General features: G+C 57.0%; 12 protein-coding genes. 5 read left to right on the plus strand and 7 right to left on the minus strand.

Going from position 1 to position 17896, the window contains the following annotated elements:
* Nucleotides 1-16 precede the first annotated feature (16 nt).
* The 5 genes from GC090_RS17945 to GC090_RS17965 all read right to left on the minus strand — a co-directional run bounded on the left by GC090_RS17945 (nucleotide 17) and on the right by GC090_RS17965 (nucleotide 9936).
* Nucleotides 17-1666 (minus strand): methyl-accepting chemotaxis protein, encoded by a 1650-nt coding sequence (locus tag GC090_RS17945; RefSeq protein ID WP_324020595.1) that lies wholly within the window; start codon nucleotides 1664-1666, stop codon nucleotides 17-19.
* A 307-nt stretch (nucleotides 1667-1973) separates the two neighbouring features.
* Nucleotides 1974-3167: a lysophospholipid transporter LplT gene (gene lplT / locus GC090_RS17950; protein WP_324020596.1), complete on the minus strand. Its 1194-nt coding sequence runs from the start codon at nucleotides 3165-3167 to the stop codon at nucleotides 1974-1976.
* Complete coding sequence (aas, locus tag GC090_RS17955) at nucleotides 3164-5314, minus strand: bifunctional acyl-ACP--phospholipid O-acyltransferase/long-chain-fatty-acid--ACP ligase (RefSeq protein WP_324020597.1); 2151 nt, start codon at nucleotides 5312-5314, stop codon at nucleotides 3164-3166. The genes lplT and aas overlap by 4 nt, the downstream gene beginning before the upstream one ends.
* A 334-nt stretch (nucleotides 5315-5648) precedes the next feature.
* Complete coding sequence (locus GC090_RS17960) at nucleotides 5649-7388, minus strand: penicillin-binding transpeptidase domain-containing protein (RefSeq protein WP_033739213.1); 1740 nt, start codon at nucleotides 7386-7388, stop codon at nucleotides 5649-5651.
* A 274-nt stretch (nucleotides 7389-7662) separates the two neighbouring features.
* Complete coding sequence (locus GC090_RS17965) at nucleotides 7663-9936, minus strand: molybdopterin guanine dinucleotide-containing S/N-oxide reductase (RefSeq protein WP_039339105.1); 2274 nt, start codon at nucleotides 9934-9936, stop codon at nucleotides 7663-7665.
* Between the two features lie 187 nt (nucleotides 9937-10123).
* On the opposite strand from GC090_RS17965, the gene galR reads away from it, so the two are divergent.
* Together galR and GC090_RS17975 are read left to right on the plus strand one after the other, a co-directional pair.
* Nucleotides 10124-11134 carry an HTH-type transcriptional regulator GalR gene (galR, locus tag GC090_RS17970; protein ID WP_039338882.1) on the plus strand — a complete coding sequence of 337 codons (1011 nt, stop codon included), beginning with the start codon at nucleotides 10124-10126 and terminating at the stop codon, nucleotides 11132-11134.
* A gap of 21 nt (nucleotides 11135-11155) precedes the next feature.
* The gene (locus tag GC090_RS17975) at nucleotides 11156-11350 is read left to right on the plus strand and encodes a hypothetical protein (RefSeq protein WP_151160778.1); all 195 of its coding nucleotides are present in this window, start codon (nucleotides 11156-11158) and stop codon (nucleotides 11348-11350) included.
* On the opposite strand, the gene GC090_RS17980 is transcribed toward GC090_RS17975, so the two are convergent.
* Nucleotides 11343-13718, minus strand: coding sequence for a beta-N-acetylhexosaminidase (locus tag GC090_RS17980; RefSeq protein ID WP_324020598.1), 2376 nt, complete (start codon nucleotides 13716-13718; stop codon nucleotides 11343-11345). The genes GC090_RS17975 and GC090_RS17980 overlap by 8 nt on opposite strands.
* A gap of 247 nt (nucleotides 13719-13965) precedes the next feature.
* Here GC090_RS17980 and nrdD point away from each other — a divergent pair, with 247 nt between their 5' ends.
* Nucleotides 13966-16104: an anaerobic ribonucleoside-triphosphate reductase gene (gene nrdD / locus GC090_RS17985; protein ID WP_324020599.1), complete on the plus strand. Its 2139-nt coding sequence runs from the start codon at nucleotides 13966-13968 to the stop codon at nucleotides 16102-16104.
* Nucleotides 16101-16568 (plus strand): anaerobic ribonucleoside-triphosphate reductase-activating protein, encoded by a 468-nt coding sequence (gene nrdG / locus GC090_RS17990; RefSeq protein ID WP_033739209.1) that lies wholly within the window; start codon nucleotides 16101-16103, stop codon nucleotides 16566-16568. Before nrdD ends, nrdG begins: the two co-directional genes overlap by 4 nt.
* On the opposite strand, the gene GC090_RS17995 is transcribed toward nrdG, so the two are convergent.
* Entirely contained in the window at nucleotides 16560-17192 is a 633-nt protein-coding gene (locus GC090_RS17995) for an NAD-dependent epimerase/dehydratase family protein (protein WP_324020600.1), read from the minus strand. The two genes, nrdG and GC090_RS17995, sit on opposite strands and share 9 nt — an antisense overlap.
* Nucleotides 17193-17337: 145 nt before the next feature.
* Here GC090_RS17995 and GC090_RS18000 point away from each other — a divergent pair, with 145 nt between their 5' ends.
* Nucleotides 17338-17859, plus strand: a complete 522-nt coding sequence (locus GC090_RS18000) for a type 1 glutamine amidotransferase domain-containing protein (protein WP_006121777.1) — start codon at nucleotides 17338-17340, stop codon at nucleotides 17857-17859.
* Nucleotides 17860-17896: the final 37 nt, after the last annotated feature.

Raw genomic sequence — 17896 nt, forward strand, 5'->3', positions numbered from 1 at the left:
CACGGTGTGATCAGCCTTAAAAGCTTTGCCAGTTATCCTGTCCGCCTGTCGCCAGAGCCATTACGGGTTTGGGCGAAATAACAGCTGCGGGTTGACGCTGAGGCGCCACATCAGCCGCCTGCTGGCCCGCGAGCGTAAACCTGCGCACCAGCGCAGCCAGGCCGTCGGCCTGCTCCTGTAGTGAGAGCGATGCAGCCGAGGCTTCTTCCACCAGGGCCGCATTCTGCTGGGTCACGTCGTCCATCTGATTGACCGCCTGATGCACCTGCGCGATCCCCTGGCTCTGCTCTGTGGCCGCAGCGGCGATTTCGTTAACCAGATCGGTAACCTGACTGACCGCACCGCGCATCGTCTCCATATTCTGATTCACGTTATCCGCCTGGGACGTTCCCGATTCAATCAACGCATTCGACGACTGAATCAGCGTTTTGATTTCACGGGCGGCGGTGGTGGAACGCTGCGACAAATTGCGCACTTCCCCTGCCACGACCGCAAAGCCGCGCCCGTGTTCGCCGGCTCGCGCCGCTTCAACCGCCGCGTTCAGCGCCAGAATATTGGTCTGAAACGCAATGCCTTCAATCAGGGTGATAATGTCGCCCACCTTGCCCGCGCTGTCACGGATCGACGTCATGGTATCCAGCATGGTAGTGAGCGCCGCAGAGCTGGTTTCGGAGAGGTTGCGCGTGTTTTCGGCCAGATTGCTCGCCTGGCGCGTGTTGTCGGCGGTCTGTCTGACGGTTTCGCTGATTTGCGTCATGCTGGCAGCCGTTTGCTCCAGCGAGGCAGCCTGCTCTTCTGTACGGGCAGACAAATCCTCATTCCCTGCCGCAATCTGTGCCGACGCACTGCTGACGGACTGCGAGGCACTCCTGACCGCATGCATAGCGGACGAAATGCTTGTCATCAGACGATTATAAGAGCGTGCCATGATACCGACTTCATCACGGCGGCTGTCATCGGCCTTCAGGGAAAGATCAAGCGTATTGCTGGCGCGTTCCATCAGCCCGCCCATGGCATTCAGGCTGCGGCGGACGCGCAAGATGGTCAGTATCGTCAGCATCCCCAGGCCAGTAATCGCCAGGGCAATACCGGCGGCCATGCCCCATTTGGCCAGCCGATAAATATGTTGGTTTTGCAGGCGTAACGCTTCACCCATTTTGCTGTTAAATTCAAACTGATCGCGGTAACTGTTTTTTAGCTGGGTGATGGCGCCGCCAATACCTTCATCATCACTTAACAGCGCCAGGCTGCGTTCATTCTGATGTGCCCGGGAAGCCGTGAGAAATGCCGGAAGATTTTGTTTAACGGCATCGATTAACCGGAATGACTTTTCTGTCATCACCCGATCGTCATCGTTGGTAATGTCGTTATCGAAATAATATTTCGTCAGTGTCGAAATGTCCTCAATGCGTTTTTGAATAACCGCTTCGAGACTGGCCAGCTTGCCGCTCTCATCCTCTGTCTGATGACGATATAACGCCACAGAGAGGCGATTACTTTCATCCACCAGCCGGTTTAATACCTTGAGCGAATCAATCGTGTTTACCTGCACATATTCAAATCGCGCCTGAAAACCGGCAAGAAGTGAAAGTGTTACGATCCCCAGAATAATCAACGAACCTGCTAAAAGCGAAAAAGCCAGAGAAAGTCTTTGCGTCATATTCATTAAACCGAGCTCCTTTCTTTCCTCCGAGCCTATTCCCGAAGGAAGCCAGAAATTAATCGGCAATAATAAATAAAAATTTATTTCAATTTTTTTAAACCTGAATTCGATTTCAAGTTTAAATTAATTATTCATTGCAAAAACTTATCGGAATTAAATAAATGACCGGATGAAAACAATAACAAAATAAACTATATTTTTTTGAATAGTAAATTTTTGGTGATACGTCAAAAAGAGACGTAATACCCTCGGGGCCAGCATAAAGGAGAAAAGCGGAACCGCGGGGACAGCGCGCCCCGCGGTTGTTGCATCAGGCGCGGGAGGACGGACGCCACAGCCACAGGAGGGTAATCGCCAGCGCGAATAAGGCGCCAAAGCCAATGCCGGTCGCCACGGCGGGGGCACCGGCGCGAATAGCCAGCGTATACAGCCCCAACATGATGAGCATGGCGGTGTTTTCAATCAGGTTCTGCACTGCAATCGCATTGCCCGCGCCGACGCTCTGTTGACCGCGTTCCTGAAGCAGCGCGTTGAGGGGTACAACAAAGAAACCGCCCAGCACGCCGATGATCATCAGCAACAGGTAAGCATTCAGCAGGGCATGTTGCAGGGCGAAAATCACCACCATCACGCCGATCAGAACGCCCGCGGGCATACAGCGGCGCACGGTTTCCAGCGTCACCAGCTTTGCCGCCAGTGCCGCGCCCACCACAATCCCTACCGCGACCATAGCATTCAGCATGGTCGGCGTTTTGTTATCGCTGATGCCCAGCGCCACGGGTACCCACAGCACCAGCAGAAAACGCAGCGTTACACCTGCGCCCCAAAACAGACTGGTACCGAGCAGAGAGAATCGGGTTTCGGCATTGTTCCACAGCAGGCGCGTCGCGCGGAGAAAACGGCCCAGCATGGCCGCCACATTCCAGCTCTGCCCCGGACGCGCGGCGCGCAGTCTGGGAATAAACAGGTTCGCCACCACCGCCACCGCATAGGTCAGAGCACAGGCGGCCAGTGCGGCAACCAGATGCCAGTCCGACAGGATGCCGCCCGCCACCGAGCCCAGCAGGATAGCCGCAATGGTGGAGGCTTCCATCAGCCCGTTGGCTTTAACCAGCTTTTCGCCATGCGCAATTTCAACCAGAATGCCATACTTCGCCGGGGAGTACGCGGCAGCCCCGATTCCCACCAGGGTGTAACCCAGGAAAGGATTAAAACCAAAGCAGATCACCATCGCACCGAGCAACTTCAGGCTGTTGGCAAACATCATGGCCCGGCCTTTGGCAATGCTGTCTGCCATCTGGCCGACAAAGGGCGCAAGCAGAATATAAGTGGCAACAAACAGCATCTGCAGTACCGGCTGGCTCCAGTCGGGATAGAACTGGTTTTTCAGCAACGCCAGCGTGGCAAACAGCAGGGCGTTATCGCCGAACGCGGAGAAAAACTGCGCCACGATTACCGCTATCATGCCGCGCGACAGTAACGGCGCATCACGTTCTGGGATCATGCCTGGTCCTCTTCCGCCATTTTCTTCAGGGTGACATAGTCAGGCTTGCCACTGCCCAGCAGCGGCAGCTGTTTTACCACGCGGATATCGCGCGGTACGGCCAGCTCCGCGGCACCCAGCGCCCGGGCCGCCTTTTGCAAATCCTCACGCGCTAAGGCGCTGTCGGTAGTAAACAGCACTAATGCTTCACCCCGATTACCGTCGGGCCGCAGCGAGGCCGCGTGCTGTTTATCCGGCGACGCGCTCAGGGCGATCTGCTCGACCACTTCCAGCGAGACCATTTCCCCGGCAATTTTGGCAAAGCGCTTCGCCCGGCCCTGGATCTGGCAGAAACCGCCGTCATCAAAGCTGACGATATCGCCGGTATCGTACCAGCCCGCTTCCATCTGCCCTTCCCCGTTGTCCGCCGCCGGGGTTTCCAGTACGCCGGGATTCTCCACCCGCAGGTAGCCTTTCATGATATTTGGACCACGCAGTTGCAGCCGCCCGCCCTGTTCAATGCCCGGCACGGACATCAGGCGCGAATCCATTCCCGGCAGAATACGACCTACCGTGTGCGCTTTGGCGGCCATGGGCACGTTGATGGCGACAACAGGCGCGCATTCGGTGACGCCATAGCCTTCCAGAATCCGGATGCCGTATTTTTCCATGTACAGCTGGCGCGTGTTCTCCTGCAGTTTTTCTGCCCCCGCGACCACATAGCGCAGACGGGCAAAGTCATAAGGCTGCGCAAAACGGGCGTAATTCCCCAGGAAGGTTGAAGTGCCAAACAGCACGGTACAGTTGCGGTCGTACACCAACTCAGGCACCACGCGGTAGTGCAGCGGACTGGGATACAGAAAGACCTGCGCCCCGGTCATCAGCGGCGTAAACAGCCCCACAGTCAAGCCGAAGGCATGGAACAGCGGCAACGCTGACATAAAGCGATCGCGTGGCGTAAAGTCGGCCACCGTGCGAATCTGCTCAACGTTCGCCAGCAGGCTTTTATGAGAATGCACCACGCCTTTCGGATGCCCTTCGGAGCCAGAGGTAAACAGCACCATCGCGGCATCTTCCGGCTGTTGCGTCACCTGCGCCTGACGCGGCACCAGCAAATGCGCCAGTATCCAGAGCTTATCCTGCAACGTGACGGTATCTTTCAGATCTTCCAGATAGATCCACCGCACCTCGGTCAGCGCCTGCGGCAGATGCCACAGGTTGCCTTTATCCAGGAACTGCCGCGACGTGAACACGGTCTTTACCTGTGACGCAGTCAGCGCCGCACGCAGGCCCGTTACGCCCGCAGAGTAGTTCAGCATGGCGGGCACGCGCCCACGTAATGATGCGCCCAGGATCGCCGCCGCCGTGACCGTGGCGTTGGGCAGCAGCAACCCGACGTAATCGCCAGGCTGGCTGTACCGTTCCAGAATGCGTCCAACGCCCAGCGCTTTTTTCAGCAGGCCGGTATAGCTGTCGGGTTTGAAATTCACGTCTTCGATGCACCGCTTAAACGCGCCATAGCGCTGACGGGCACTCAGAAAAGCCTCATACAGGGTTTCCCTGGGTCGCACCGCCATGCGTGCTTCCATCATAATATGGTGCAGGTGCTCACCGGCCAGCACGCGACGGTCGCGGGCGCGCTTCGCCTCGGGCATCGGAATGTGTGTGCCGGGTAAAATGCTCAGGGTAATACGGGGAAACAGGCGACGCTTGAAAACGCCCGCCAGGCGACCGAACGGCGTAAATTCTGCCCCTTCAATGCGCATCGGCACCACGGTCGCGCCAGATTTTGCTGCGACAAAGCCCGCGCCGCTGTAAATCTTCATCAGCGATCCGGTCACGGTAATGCGGCCTTCGGGGAAAATAACCACCGGGCGGCCGCTGTCGATGAGCCGCACCAGCTGCTTCAGCGCCATCGGCTTCATAGGATCGAGCGGCACGAAATCCGCATAGGGTTTTATCAGGCGTAAAAACCAGTGTTCGCTAATAGACGAGTAGATTGCAAATACTGGCTTAACGGGCAGAAACAGCGCCAGTAGCGCGCCATCCAGGAATGAGGTGTGATTGGGCGTAATCAACACTTTCTGCTTGCGCAGCTCAGCGGTATCGCCCCGCAGTTCAACCCGCCACAGCAGGCGAAAAAGCAGACGGAAAAAAGTGAATAACATGCCGGCTCCTTAGCATGGTGAAAACAGCCACTCACGATGCAGGATTTAGCGGTAATCGACAACTGATTATTGGCGGATGCGCCGGAGAAAGCTGACGCAGATCATGACAAGACCAGGCCAGATTTCAGGCAAAAAAAACCCACGCATCTGCGTGGGTCGGTGTAATAACGACTGGCCTTGCCGGAGCAGTGCCCGTTTTCACACCCATCAATACCTCTGGGATTTCTATCCTCTCACCCTTTAGTCGATCAGAGACAGATGAAAAAAGAAAATGAATTCGCCGAAATGAAACGAGGTGTAAAAACATCCACACCTCGCTTACAGTTTGATTTGATTAGGATTTATCTGAACCGTTATCCACAGGCTTACTGTAGATAGCATCGGGGGCGATATTCATGTGCTTCAGCACCGGCCCCATGATGTTGCCGAATACCGGCGCGGCCACGGAGCCACCAAAGTGATCGCCAGCGGTCGGGTGGTTAATCATGACGACCAGCGCCACTTCAGGATGGCTGGCGGGAGCAATGCCAGCGGTGTAGTTCACATAGCCGCCGTCATATTTACCGCTGCTGCCCATTTTCTCCGCTGTCCCGGTTTTGGTAGCCAGACGATAGCCGGGTACCGCCGCCTTCACCCCGGTCCCGCCCGGTAAGACGTCACTTTCCAGCATATGCACCACTTCTTTCACCGTTTCAGGATTGGCCACCTGCTTGCCCAGCACGGGTGGCGTGACCTTGGTGATCGACAGCGGACGATAAACCCCATAGGAACCCAGCGTGGCATATTCCCGGGCAATCTGTAGCGGCGTCACGCGTAAACCATAGCCGAAGGAGAAGGTCGCGCGTTCGATATCGGCCCAGCGCGTGCGGTGCAGCGGGAAGTAGCCGACGCTTTCGCCGGTTAAGCCCAGTCCGGTGGGTTTACCGAGGCCAAAGGCATAGTAGGTGTTCACCAGGGCTTCCGCAGGCATTGCCAGGGCAATATGCGAGACGCCGATATCGCTCGATTTTTGCAGGATGCCGGTCATCGTCAGACGCGGCCAGTGCCCGACGTCACGGATCAGGTGGCCGTTCACGCGATAAGGCGTGGTATCCAGTACAGAATCCGGTCGCACCAGGTGGCGCTCCAGCCCTTCCATCACTACCAGCGGTTTCACTGTCGAACCCGGTTCATAACTGTCGTTGATGGCGGTATTGCGCATCTGTGCCGGTGTGGCACCCTGGTAGTTGTTGGGGTTGAACGACGGATAAGAGGCCATCGCCAGAATCTCGCCGGTATCAATTTTGACCAGCACCGCCGCACCGGAGTCGGCCTTGTTGAGCAATACGCCGTCACGCAGTTTGCTGTACAGCGTGTACTGGCTGAATTTATCAATGCTGAGCTGTACCGTCGGCGGCTGCGTTGGCGGCTGATAGCTAATCATCGAAATGATATTGCCGGCCGCATCCTGGCGATACACTTCTTTGCCCGGCTGACCCTGCAGCACTTTATCGAAGCCTTTTTCCAGGCCATTCAGACCGGTATTGTCAGCACCGACGATGCCGATAAGCGGTGCCGAGGCTTCACTCATCGGATAGAAGCGGCTGTCGTCATAGACCTCACTGATGCCTTTCAGCTTGAGATCTTTGATGTCTTTGGCGATCCCCAGCTCCACCTTACGTCCCAGATAGAGAAAACGACGTTTAGGATTGGCGGTAATCTGTGACGCGACCTCTTCGGGCCGCATGCCCAGCGCCGCCGCCAGATAGGCCCATTTGGCGCTGGTAAAGTCGGGGTTACTTTCCAGTACGCGCTGCGGATCGGCGATCACGTCACGCGAGGGCACGCTGAGTGCCAGTGCCTCACCATTGCGATCCAGTAAGGTGCCCCGGCTGGTGGGCAGCGTCACGGTGCGCAGGGAGCGCTGATCAGCCTCATGCTCCAGCATCGGCTGATTCAGGAACTGCAAATCGGCCACGCGCGCCAGCAAAACGACCATGCAGGCAAATACGCCCAGACAAATCAGGCGAAAACGAAACGGGTTAAACGGGGCTTTTATCTGGTCTTTACCCAGTAATTTTTTTATCCGGGGCATAGCAATCCGCTGCGCTTAAAAAAAAGAGGTCAATCCAGCAGTTATAATCAAAGCGCGGGTGAAAACACAGGAAAACTGTGTATCAGTTCGTTATTGATCGTTTTCCTCGGGGCAAAAAAAACCTGCGTATCTACGCAGGTTGGTGTAATCAAAAAAATCAGTTGATGTTCACCCATCAATACCTCTGGGATCCTGACTGTAGCAAGCGGCGATCCCGTTCTGCCACGACAGAAACGCAACAGTTACCTGCAAAATGTAACCAGCCGTGTGATCCTTACGTATTTGTGCAAACGACATGTTTTTTGATGTCCACGAGGCAACTCATGGCGTTCGGCCCCTGGGTCAGTGACGAGGTGCCGATATCCAGCGTTAAGACATTCGGATTGCCCGCCCGATCAAACGGCTGCCAGGCGTTGCCAAAGCCGGGATCAAACCAGGCACCGGTAGAGATGATCACCACGCCCTGCTTCAGGCCGTCGGTTAAACGCACCCCAGCCAGAATCCTGCCGCGCGCATTGCTGACTTCAATCTCGTCACCATCGACAATGCCGCGCGCGTTCGCATCCTCAGGATGCATGTACAGCGTTTCATGGCCGGCGGTTTTATTGCCCTGCACGGTGGCGGTGGCATCCAGCTGACTGTGCAAGCGATCCGAGGGCTGAATGGAGATCATATGCAGTGGATAGTCCTGACTTGCCGGCGCTCCCAGCCATTCCCGCGGCTCACGCCATTCCGGGTGACCGGCCATATCCTCCAGCTGATAATCCGCAATGGTCTGGCAGAACAGCTCAATTTTGCCGCTGGCGGTCTGGATCGGATGCGCGAGGGGATCGGCGCGGAAGTCCGCCATAAAGACGTAGGGTTTACCGCCTTCGGGGATTTCAACGAAGCCGCGCTGCCAGAACGCCTCAAATTCGGGGAAAGCAATGCCGCGACGACCATGGGCGACGGCGCATTGTTGGTAAAGATGCGCGATCCACTGCATCTCGTTGCGCCCTTCCGTGAAGGTATCCCGATAGCCCAGTCGCTCGGCCAGATCCGCAAAGATATCAAAGTCGTTACGTGCCTGATGCTGGGGTTTAATCGCCTGATGCATCGCCAGCACAAAGCGATCGCGCGACGAGCCCCCGATATCATTGCGCTCCAGCGTGGTGGTTGCCGGCAGTACGATATCGGCCATCTGTGCAGCCGGTGTCCAGACGATATCCTGCACCACGACGGTATCCGGCTTTTGCCAGCCTTCCACCAGCCGGTTCAACTGCTGATGATGGTGGAACGGGTTGCCGCCCGCCCAGTGCACCATGTGAATGTCCGGGTAGTGCAGGGTTTCGCCCTGGAAGCTATAGGGCTGGCCGGGGTTAAGCAACATGTCACTGATGCGCGCCACGGGAATAGAGAGGCCCGACGGATTGGGTCCGGTACTCATCATCGGCGCGGGCCCTTCCTGGCGCGGATTGCCCACGCTGTTCATGGAGCCGTGACCAAATGAGAAGCCCGCGCCCGGCAGGCCTGGCTGTCCGAGCATGGAGGACAGCGCGATCATCATCCAGTAGGGCTGTTCGCCGCGATGAGCACGCTGGACAGAGTAGGAGCAGGTGATAAAACTGCGTTTGCCGATCAACTGCTGCGCCAGTTGCACAATGCGCTCCGCCGGGACCGCGGTGATCCGGCTCGCCCAGCCCGCCGTTTTGGCGATGCCATCGCTTTCGCCCAGCAGATAAGCACGCAGCTGCGGCCAGCCGGTGCAGTGACGGGCAAGGAAATCCTCGTCGGTCGCACCGCGCTGATAAATTTCATACCCGAGCGCCAGCATCAGCGCCACATCGGTATTCGGCCGGATCGGGATCCAGTCCGCGCGAACAAATTCAGGGCAGTCGTCGCGCATGGGGCTGATGTTGATGACGGGCGTGCCTTTCGCGGCCAGCTGTTCCAGCGCCGGTTTCAGGCTGTGCTGACCTGCGCCGCCGGAAGCCACCTGGGCATTTTTTAGCGCCAGTCCGCCAAAGGCGACAAAAATCTCGGCGTGTTCCACCACCTGCGGCCAGTCGGTGACGCGCCCGGTGAGCGGCATGTAGGTGCCCATAACATAAGGGAGGAAAAACTGCGCTGCGCCCCAGCTGTAGTTGCCTTGCTGATCGACCCCGCCGCCGCCCTGAAAATAGAAACGCCGTACCAGCGTGCGCGCATGGTTGACGCGCCCTGCCGATGACCAGCCGTAAGAGCCATTAAAAATGCCGGAGGCACCGTAGCGTTCACGAATGCGGCGATTTTCCTCAGCCACCAGATCCAGCGCCGTATCCCAGTCAACGGCGACAAAATCTTCGCGTCCACGCAAGGTGCGATCGCTGTTCTCGCGGGAGGTTAACCACGAACGCCGCACCATAGGTTGGCGGATGCGTTTATCCGAGTAGACCAGTTCAGGAATGGTGTTGAGCATGGGCGACGGATCGGCGTCGGCAAAAAAAGGTTCGCAACCGATGAGACGGTCGTTTTCGCTTACCGCGGTAAAGGCGCCCCAGTGCGCCAGATGTGGCACTTTTATTTTCATGGTCATCGCTTCGGCAGGTGTTGGGATAAGCAGCATATCACGGGCTGTGACCGTAGCAGAAGGCATCACCCATCGTCTGATTTTGCCCTGTTTGCGACCTTGCTGGCATTCTGTTGGCTTGATGTACGTGCGCTTTTCCGTAACACTGGAGCGATGTGTAAACGTTTCCCCAAAATCAGGTAAACCCATGGCTACCATTAAGGATGTTGCCCGGCTGGCGGGTGTTTCTGTCGCCACGGTTTCCCGCGTGATCAACAATTCGCCTAAGGCCAGTGACAGTTCGCGCCAGGCGGTGAATCAGGCCATGGAATCGCTCCAGTACCATCCAAACGCCAATGCACGGGCGCTGGCACAGCAGTCAACCGAAACCCTGGGGCTGGTGGTGGGCGATGTATCCGACCCGTTCTTTGGCGCGATGGTGAAAGCAGTAGATGAAGTGGCAGGCCAGACAGGCAACTTTTTGCTGATTGGTAACGGTTACCATAATGAGCAAAAAGAGCGCCAGGCTATCGAACAACTGATGCGTCATCGCTGCGCGGCGCTGGTGGTTCACGCCAAGAAAATCCCCGACAGCGAGTTGGAAGTGTTGATGAAGCAGATGCCCGGCATGGTATTAGTGAATCGCCTGCTAAAGGGGTTTGAACAACGCTGTATTGCGCTTGATGACCGCTACGGTGCCTGGCTGGCCACGCGCCATCTGATTCAACTGGGCCATCAAAATATCGCGTTTATCTGTTCCACTCACACCATTTCGGATGCGGAAGACCGCCTGCAGGGCTATTACGATGCCCTGGAAGAGCACGGCCTGCCCTGCAATGACAGGCTGGTCGCCTGGGGCGAACCGGATGAAGTCGGCGGCGAGCAGGCGATGACGGAATTACTGGGACGCGGCAGAAACTTTACTGCCGTAGCCTGCTATAACGACTCCATGGCCGCCGGGGCGCTGGCGGTCTTAAGCGATAATGGCGTACAGGTTCCCGAAGCGATGTCCCTGATCGGTTTTGATGACGTGCTGGTTTCCCGCTACGTTCGCCCGCGCCTGACGACGGTGCGTTATCCCATCGTCACTATGGCGCAGCAAGCCGCCGAACTGGCGCTGGCGCTGGCTCACCACCAGCCCGTTCCTGAAGTGACCAATATGTTCAGCCCGACGTTAGTCCGCCGCCACTCGGTCAGCGGCCCGGCCACCTCCTCCTGAGTTCCTGCTTTGGCGCGGCATATGTTGATGGTGCAGGATGATACCCACCATTTTTTGCATCTTTTCTCTCTCTGCCTGTTCTGCGAAATAAGCCGGGCCTTCGCGCTGCAGGAAGGCGGCAAGATGAGCCATCCCCGGGAACTTACTGTTGTCAGTGACCGTGATGGCGAACCGCTGACAATGCGCCTGCTGTGCGCAGGTCGCCAGCTTATTTGAAAGCATGGAGGAGGCGTTCAAGCGGCCGTACGAGTGCAATGACCGTCTCATCCTGCACCTGTGCCGCTGCATCCAGCTTCGCCTGCATCTGCGCCACCTCGCCCGCCCCAAAGGCCTGGTTACGTACATAGGCATCCACCATCGCCATGCCCATCACGCTCAGTGCATCAACCTGCCTGGCGCTGCCCGCCAGCGCATGGAGCGGCTGGGTGGCATTCAGTAGCGGCTGAACCTGCGAATAATTTTCGTGCCAGCGTTGTAACTGTGCACGAATCGCCGTCGCGGCGGCAGGATCGGTCCGGTCTTCAATCAGCAGGGCAACCTGCTTATCCAGCGCCCGGACGGTATCACTTTCAGCCGGTAAGACGTCCGCCAGGCGATTCAGCGGTTCAAAGTAGTTGTAATGCCCGGCCTGAAACTTGAGATGCTGACGCGTATAGTACTGTGCCGGTTCCAGCGCCTGGGCCAGCACGCGCAGCGGCTCGATATGGGTACTGTTGGCCAGCCGCATCATCTGTCGTTCCGCCTGATCGTGCTGTTGCAGGCCGACGGAGATCGTTGTCCAGCGATCCATCGCCGCCAGCCGTTGGTACATGCTGTCTGGATCGGTCACGTTCTGCGCTGACCATAACCGTTCGGCCACCACAAAAGCGCGCGGCCAGAGTTTGGTATCAATGATCGTGCTGTTGACGTTTTCAGCCCACAGCGCGGCCTCGCCGCCCAGCAGGTTTTGCTGCTTCTGCCGCGCATCGGGCAGCACCGGCTGAATACCGGCTGGCACGGCATCAAGGCGTCGGCCTTCGGTGGCATAGCGTACGTTCCCTACCCGCATATACCCGCTGAGCTGGTTACCGGTCAGCGTCACCACGGGCTGGAACGGTCCCATCCACGTATCGACCTCGAACGTCAGACGATCGGGTGCCAGCCACGCAATCCCTTTCACCAGACGGCGCGACTTACCCGCGAAATCAATAAACCCGCGCCAGCCGTCACGACCTTTAATCAGCGTAAAGCTGCCCGTCACCGGACTGCCTTTTAACCGCGGCATAGAGAACGACCAGCTCTGCGCCTGGTCACCCGGCTGAATGACATCTTTGCCCTCAAGCCCCTGGGGATAGATTTCATTGCGATAGTGATAGCTGGCCGGTTGCGGCTGATCCAGATAGAACCCGGTGGAGAGAATGCCGCGATAGCCATTTTTGGCGACGGTACCCAGCGCATCCTGGCCCTGCCAGGACTGGATCAGAATGCTGTGAGGCAGATCCGGATGGGCGATCTCATCCCAGCCCACCATGTGTCGTTGATGTTTTTCGAGAATTTTTTCAAGGCGCTGATTAAAGTACGCCTGAAGCGCGTGACTGTCGGCAAGACCACGATCGTGCATAAATTGCTGAATGCGGGATGATGCCTGCCACTGGCTGGGATCGACCTCATCGCCGCCAATATGCACATACGGATCGGGAAAAATGGCGGCGACCTCCCCGATTAGCGCATCAATGACCTGGTAAACCTGCTCATTGCTGGGATCCAGCAGCGGCTTAAAGACGCCCCAGCCGCGCTCCATCCGATAAGGACCGGGGGCGCTGATCAGTTCCGGCATCGCCACTGCCAGCGCAGAGGCATGTCCGGGAAAATCGAGTTCCGGCACTACGCGCACGCCACGTTCCGCCGCATACTGCACCACGTCGCGCATCTCTTCCTGGGTATAGAAAAGGCCGTCGCTGGCGTTTTGTTGTAGCTGAGGATAGCGGCTGGAGGCGAAACGCCAGCCCTGATCGTCCGTCAGATGCCAGTGCAGCACGTTCATCCGTGCCGCCGCAATGCCATCAATCTGCCGCTTAATCGTTCTGATCGGCATGAAATGGCGGGCACTGTCGATCAGGATGCCGCGCCACGCAAAGCGCGGTTTATCCTGTATCGTCACCCAGGGAATGCGGGTGCCTTCGGGCGTGTTTTCAATCAGTTGCAGCAGTGTTTCCATGCCGCGCATCGCGCCAAAACGGGTAGTGGCCCGTAGCAGAACGCCATCACTGTTGACGTTAAGCTGGTAGCTTTCATCGCTGTCTGGCTGCGGAATGGGATCGGTGACCGTTGCAATCTGCACGCGAATCGTAGGCGGGGTCACGGCCTGATCGGTGGGCAGTAAAGGCCAGCCGGTTTGTCGGGCAATGCGTGACAACCAGCGCGTTTCGGCACCGGGTAACCTGTCCCCCTCGATGCGCAAGGTGAGCTGTGGCGTCAACGTCAGCCAGCCTGCGTTGGCAGGTTGCTCTACCTGCTGTGGCCATGGCATTAACGGCAACGTGTCCGCTACGGCAGAAAAGGACAAAGCACAACAACAGATAAGCACATTTCGGCGTAGCGACATTGGCACGGTACCCTGCAAGTCGATGGCAAAAAAGGTCAGTCACCAGAGTAATGTCATTTTGCGTGGCTGATCAAATCAGTCCGTCCGAAAAGGCGACCCCGGGGCGATTTTTTTGTCGTGCTGATTTTCTGCGCGTGTTTACGGCTTCTTTGTTTCAGGTCAAAACGAGACGAATTAATTCGCTGCAGTCACTACATGTTGAGCCTAAAATCCGAAACAACACCTATATGTAGTTAACGGAGAGAGCATGGCAACGGTGGTGATAAAGCGCGACGGATGCCGCGTAAGCTTTGATGCACAACGTATCGCAGCGGCCGTTATGGCGGCTGCGCGGGCAGCGAACGTCGACGATGCCGCATGGTGCGACGCGGTGGCCGGACAGGTTAGCGCACAACTGGTTGATCGTCAGGACGTCGACATTCAGGATATTCAGTGTGCGGTGGAAGAGACGCTGATGGCCGGACCTTATCCACAACTGGCACGGGCTTATATTGCCTATCGTCACGATCGTGACGTCGAGCGCGAACGCCGCAGCCAGCTGCATCATGCCATCCGTGGCCTGGTCGATCAGACCAATGCCGCCCTGCTTCATGAAAATGCCAATAAAGACAGCAAAGTGATCCCGACCCAACGCGATTTGCTGGCCGGGATTGTGGCGAAACATTACGCCCAGCAGCAAATCCTGCCTCGTGATGTGGTTCAGGCGCATGAGCGCGGCGAGATCCATTATCACGATCTCGATTACTCGCCTTTCTTCCCCATGTTTAACTGCATGCTGATCGATTTGAAAGGCATGCTGACCAACGGTTTTAAAATGGGTAACGCGGAGATCGAGCCGCCCAGGTCGATTGCTACCGCCACTGCGGTGACCGCGCAAATCATTGCCCAGGTTGCCAGCCATATCTATGGCGGAACCACGCTGAATCGAATTGACGAGGTGCTGGCACCCTATGTTGAAAAAAGTTTTGCCCGGCATAAAGAGGTAGCGCAGCACTGGGATATCCCGCAGGCGGAAGCCTATGCCCGCCAGCGTACCGAAAAAGAGTGTTATGACGCCTTTCAGTCGCTGGAATATGAGGTGAACACGCTGCATACGGCAAATGGTCAGACACCGTTTGTCACGTTTGGGTTCGGGTTGGGGACAAGCTGGGCCGCCCGTCTGGTGCAGACATCCATCTTGCGTAACCGTCTGGCAGGACTGGGTAAAAATCGCAAAACGGCCGTCTTCCCGAAGCTGGTGTTTGCGATTCGGGAAGGCGTTAACCGTCGTCCGGGCGATGTGAACTATGACATTAAGCAACTGGCGCTGGCCTGTGCCAGCAAACGAATGTATCCCGATATTCTCAATTATGATCAGGTCGTTAAGGTTACCGGCTCCTTTAAAACGCCGATGGGCTGTCGCAGTTTTCTGGGCGTTTACGAAGAAAATGGCGAGCAGATTCATGAAGGGCGCAACAATATCGGCGTCATCAGTCTGAATCTGCCACGTATCGCGCTGGAAGCACGGGGTGATGAGGCGCGTTTCTGGGCGTTACTGGATGACAGGCTGATGCTGGCGAAACGGGCATTGATGACGCGTGTTGCCCGGCTGGAAAAAACCAAAGCCCGGGTTGCGCCCATTCTTTATATGGAAGGTGCCTGCGGCGTGCGTTTGCAGGCAGACGATGAGGTGGGTTCGATTTTCCGCAATGGCCGCGCCTCCTTGTCTCTCGGTTTCATCGGCTTGCACGAAACACTGAATGCGCTGAGCGGCGCCTCAGTCCATCCTTTTGATGATGCAACCCTGCGCGCCAAAGGCGTGGCCATCGTGGCACGTCTGCGCGCGGCGACCGACGCCTGGAAAGCGGAAACGGGCTATGGCTTTAGCCTCTACAGTACCCCCAGCGAAAACTTATGTGACCGTTTCTGCCGTCTGGATGCGGCTGAATTTGGTGTGGTAAAAGGCGTGACCGACAAAGGTTATTACACCAACAGCTTCCATCTGGACGTTGAGAAGAAGGTAAATCCTTACGAAAAAATCGATTTTGAAGCCCCCTATCCGCCACTCTCCAATGGCGGTTTTATCTGTTACGGCGAATATCCCAATGTGCAGCACAACCTTAAGGCGCTGGAAGACGTCTGGGATTACAGCTACGACCGCGTGCCTTACTACGGCACCAACACGCCAATTGACGAATGTTACGACTGTGGCTTCAACGGGGAATTCACCTGTACCAGCCGCGGATTTACCTGCCCGAACTGCGGCAATCACGATCCTGCACGGGTTTCAGTCACACGGCGGGTTTGTGGCTATCTGGGCAGTCCGGACGCGCGCCCGTTTAATGCGGGAAAACAACAGGAAGTGCAGCGTCGGGTGAAACATCTTAATAGCGGCCAGCTGGAATGATGCGCATCCATCGTTACTACGATGTCGATATCGTGAACGGCCCCGGCACCCGCTGTACGCTGTTTGTCTCTGGCTGCGAGCACCAGTGCCGCGGCTGTTACAATCAACGTACCTGGCGGCTGGATTCCGGGGTGCCGTTTACCCTGGCGATGGAAGAACAACTGCTGGCCGATCTGAACGACACGCGCATCCCACGACAGGGCTTATCGTTAAGCGGCGGCGATCCCCTGCATCCACAGAATGTGCCGCATATTCGTCGTCTGGTGAAACGCGTCAAACAGACCTGCCCGGGCAAAGATATCTGGCTATGGACCGGCTATGAAATGGCGTCACTGACGTCCGCGCAGCGTGAAGTGCTGCCCTGGATTGACGTTCTGATCGACGGGCGCTTTGAAGAGGCCGAAAAAGACGCCACCCTCTTATGGCGCGGCAGTCGTAATCAGCACATCTGGTATTTACGCTGAAGAGCGGGGAATCGCCCCGGATTCAATGAGGGTGACGCCGGCTTTATCCATGAAGGCCTGCTGATGCAGACAGCGGGCCACATCCTGTGCTGACACTGCACGCCAGTTGCCGGGCAACCAGGAAAACAACGGTGCCATCAGGCTTTCTCCGCGGCGTTTCTCTTTTCTTTCACCGAGCAATAAAGATGGCCGGACGAAAACCAGGCGTGCCCAGTTCTGGTGGCGCAGCGTATTCTCCATCTCACCTTTTACGCGGCTGTATAAAAAGGGCGAATGGCGATGCGCGCCGTGCGCGCTCACCACCAGCATCTGCGTGGCATCCAGTCGTAAGCCATTCAACGCGGTGTCCACCACCAGCGTGTAATCCACATGGATAAAGGCCGCTTTACTGCCTGCCTGTTTGCGCGTGGTGCCCAGACAGCAAAATACCGTGGTCAGTGGCCCATCCAGGGGCTGAAGCACATCGGTCAGATCGTCCTCAACCGGATTGATCACCTTGTTCATAACAGGCAACGCACGGCGCGTCGGGGCGATGATCTCATCGATGCGAGGATCATCAACCAGTAAACGCAGCAGATATGACCCGACTAACCCGGTTGCGCCGGTCACTAAAACACGATTCATCTCAGAATTGTCCCTGTTTCATCACCAGCCGTGCAAAATCTGGTCAATGTGCGCCGTCTGGCTTGCTTTCCTGATGTCGGCAGCCAGGCTTAATGCGTATCAGGATAGCGCATTAAGCGCCTAACATGCCTACAGGAGGGTAAAGATGAGCACCAAAATTGCGGTATTGATCACCGATGAATTTGAAGACTCTGAGTTTACCTCGCCAGCGGAAGTGTATAAACGTGCTGGCTACGAGGTGGTGACCATTGAGGAGCAGGCGGGTAAAACCGTTAAAGGCAAACAGGGTGATGCGGAAGTGAAGATTGACCGCAGCATCGACGATGTCAGTGCGGCTGAGTTTGACGCGCTGCTGCTGCCTGGCGGCCATTCACCTGACGCCCTGCGCGGCGACGACCGCTTCGTCGCTTTCACCAAAGACTTCGTGGCAAGCGGCAAACCGGTGTTTGCGATCTGCCACGGGCCACAGTTGCTGATCAGTGCCAATGGCGTCCGCGGCCGAAAAATGACCAGCGTAAAAGCCATTGCGGTCGACCTGATTAATGCCGGGGCTGATTTCCGCGATGAAGAAGTGGTGGTGGACAGTGACAAGCTGGTAACCAGCCGCACCCCGGCTGACCTGCCTGCTTTTAACCGTGAGTCCCTGCGCATTCTGGAAGCGCTGTAACGCGTTGGCGCCCTTTTCCGTCAGGGATCAGGGCGCA

It is taken from the genome of Pantoea sp. JZ29, from assembly GCF_035190385.1.
Taxonomy (GTDB): Bacteria; Pseudomonadota; Gammaproteobacteria; order Enterobacterales; family Enterobacteriaceae; genus Pantoea; species Pantoea stewartii.

What these genes read in the sequence shown, in the direction of transcription:
- GC090_RS17945 (WP_324020595.1), bottom strand. Translation starts at nt 1,666, where the DNA reads ATGAATATGACGCAAAGACTTTCTCTGGCTTTTTCGCTTTTAGCAGGT.
- lplT (WP_324020596.1), bottom strand. Translation starts at nt 3,167, where the DNA reads ATGATCCCAGAACGTGATGCGCCGTTACTGTCGCGCGGCATGATAGCG.
- aas (WP_324020597.1), bottom strand. Translation starts at nt 5,314, where the DNA reads ATGTTATTCACTTTTTTCCGTCTGCTTTTTCGCCTGCTGTGGCGGGTT.
- GC090_RS17960 (WP_033739213.1), bottom strand. Translation starts at nt 7,388, where the DNA reads ATGCCCCGGATAAAAAAATTACTGGGTAAAGACCAGATAAAAGCCCCG.
- GC090_RS17965 (WP_039339105.1), bottom strand. Translation starts at nt 9,936, where the DNA reads ATGAAAATAAAAGTGCCACATCTGGCGCACTGGGGCGCCTTTACCGCG.
- galR (WP_039338882.1), top strand. Translation starts at nt 10,124, where the DNA reads ATGGCTACCATTAAGGATGTTGCCCGGCTGGCGGGTGTTTCTGTCGCC.
- GC090_RS17975 (WP_151160778.1), top strand. Translation starts at nt 11,156, where the DNA reads ATGTTGATGGTGCAGGATGATACCCACCATTTTTTGCATCTTTTCTCT.
- GC090_RS17980 (WP_324020598.1), bottom strand. Translation starts at nt 13,718, where the DNA reads ATGTCGCTACGCCGAAATGTGCTTATCTGTTGTTGTGCTTTGTCCTTT.
- nrdD (WP_324020599.1), top strand. Translation starts at nt 13,966, where the DNA reads ATGGCAACGGTGGTGATAAAGCGCGACGGATGCCGCGTAAGCTTTGAT.
- nrdG (WP_033739209.1), top strand. Translation starts at nt 16,101, where the DNA reads ATGATGCGCATCCATCGTTACTACGATGTCGATATCGTGAACGGCCCC.
- GC090_RS17995 (WP_324020600.1), bottom strand. Translation starts at nt 17,192, where the DNA reads ATGAATCGTGTTTTAGTGACCGGCGCAACCGGGTTAGTCGGGTCATAT.
- GC090_RS18000 (WP_006121777.1), top strand. Translation starts at nt 17,338, where the DNA reads ATGAGCACCAAAATTGCGGTATTGATCACCGATGAATTTGAAGACTCT.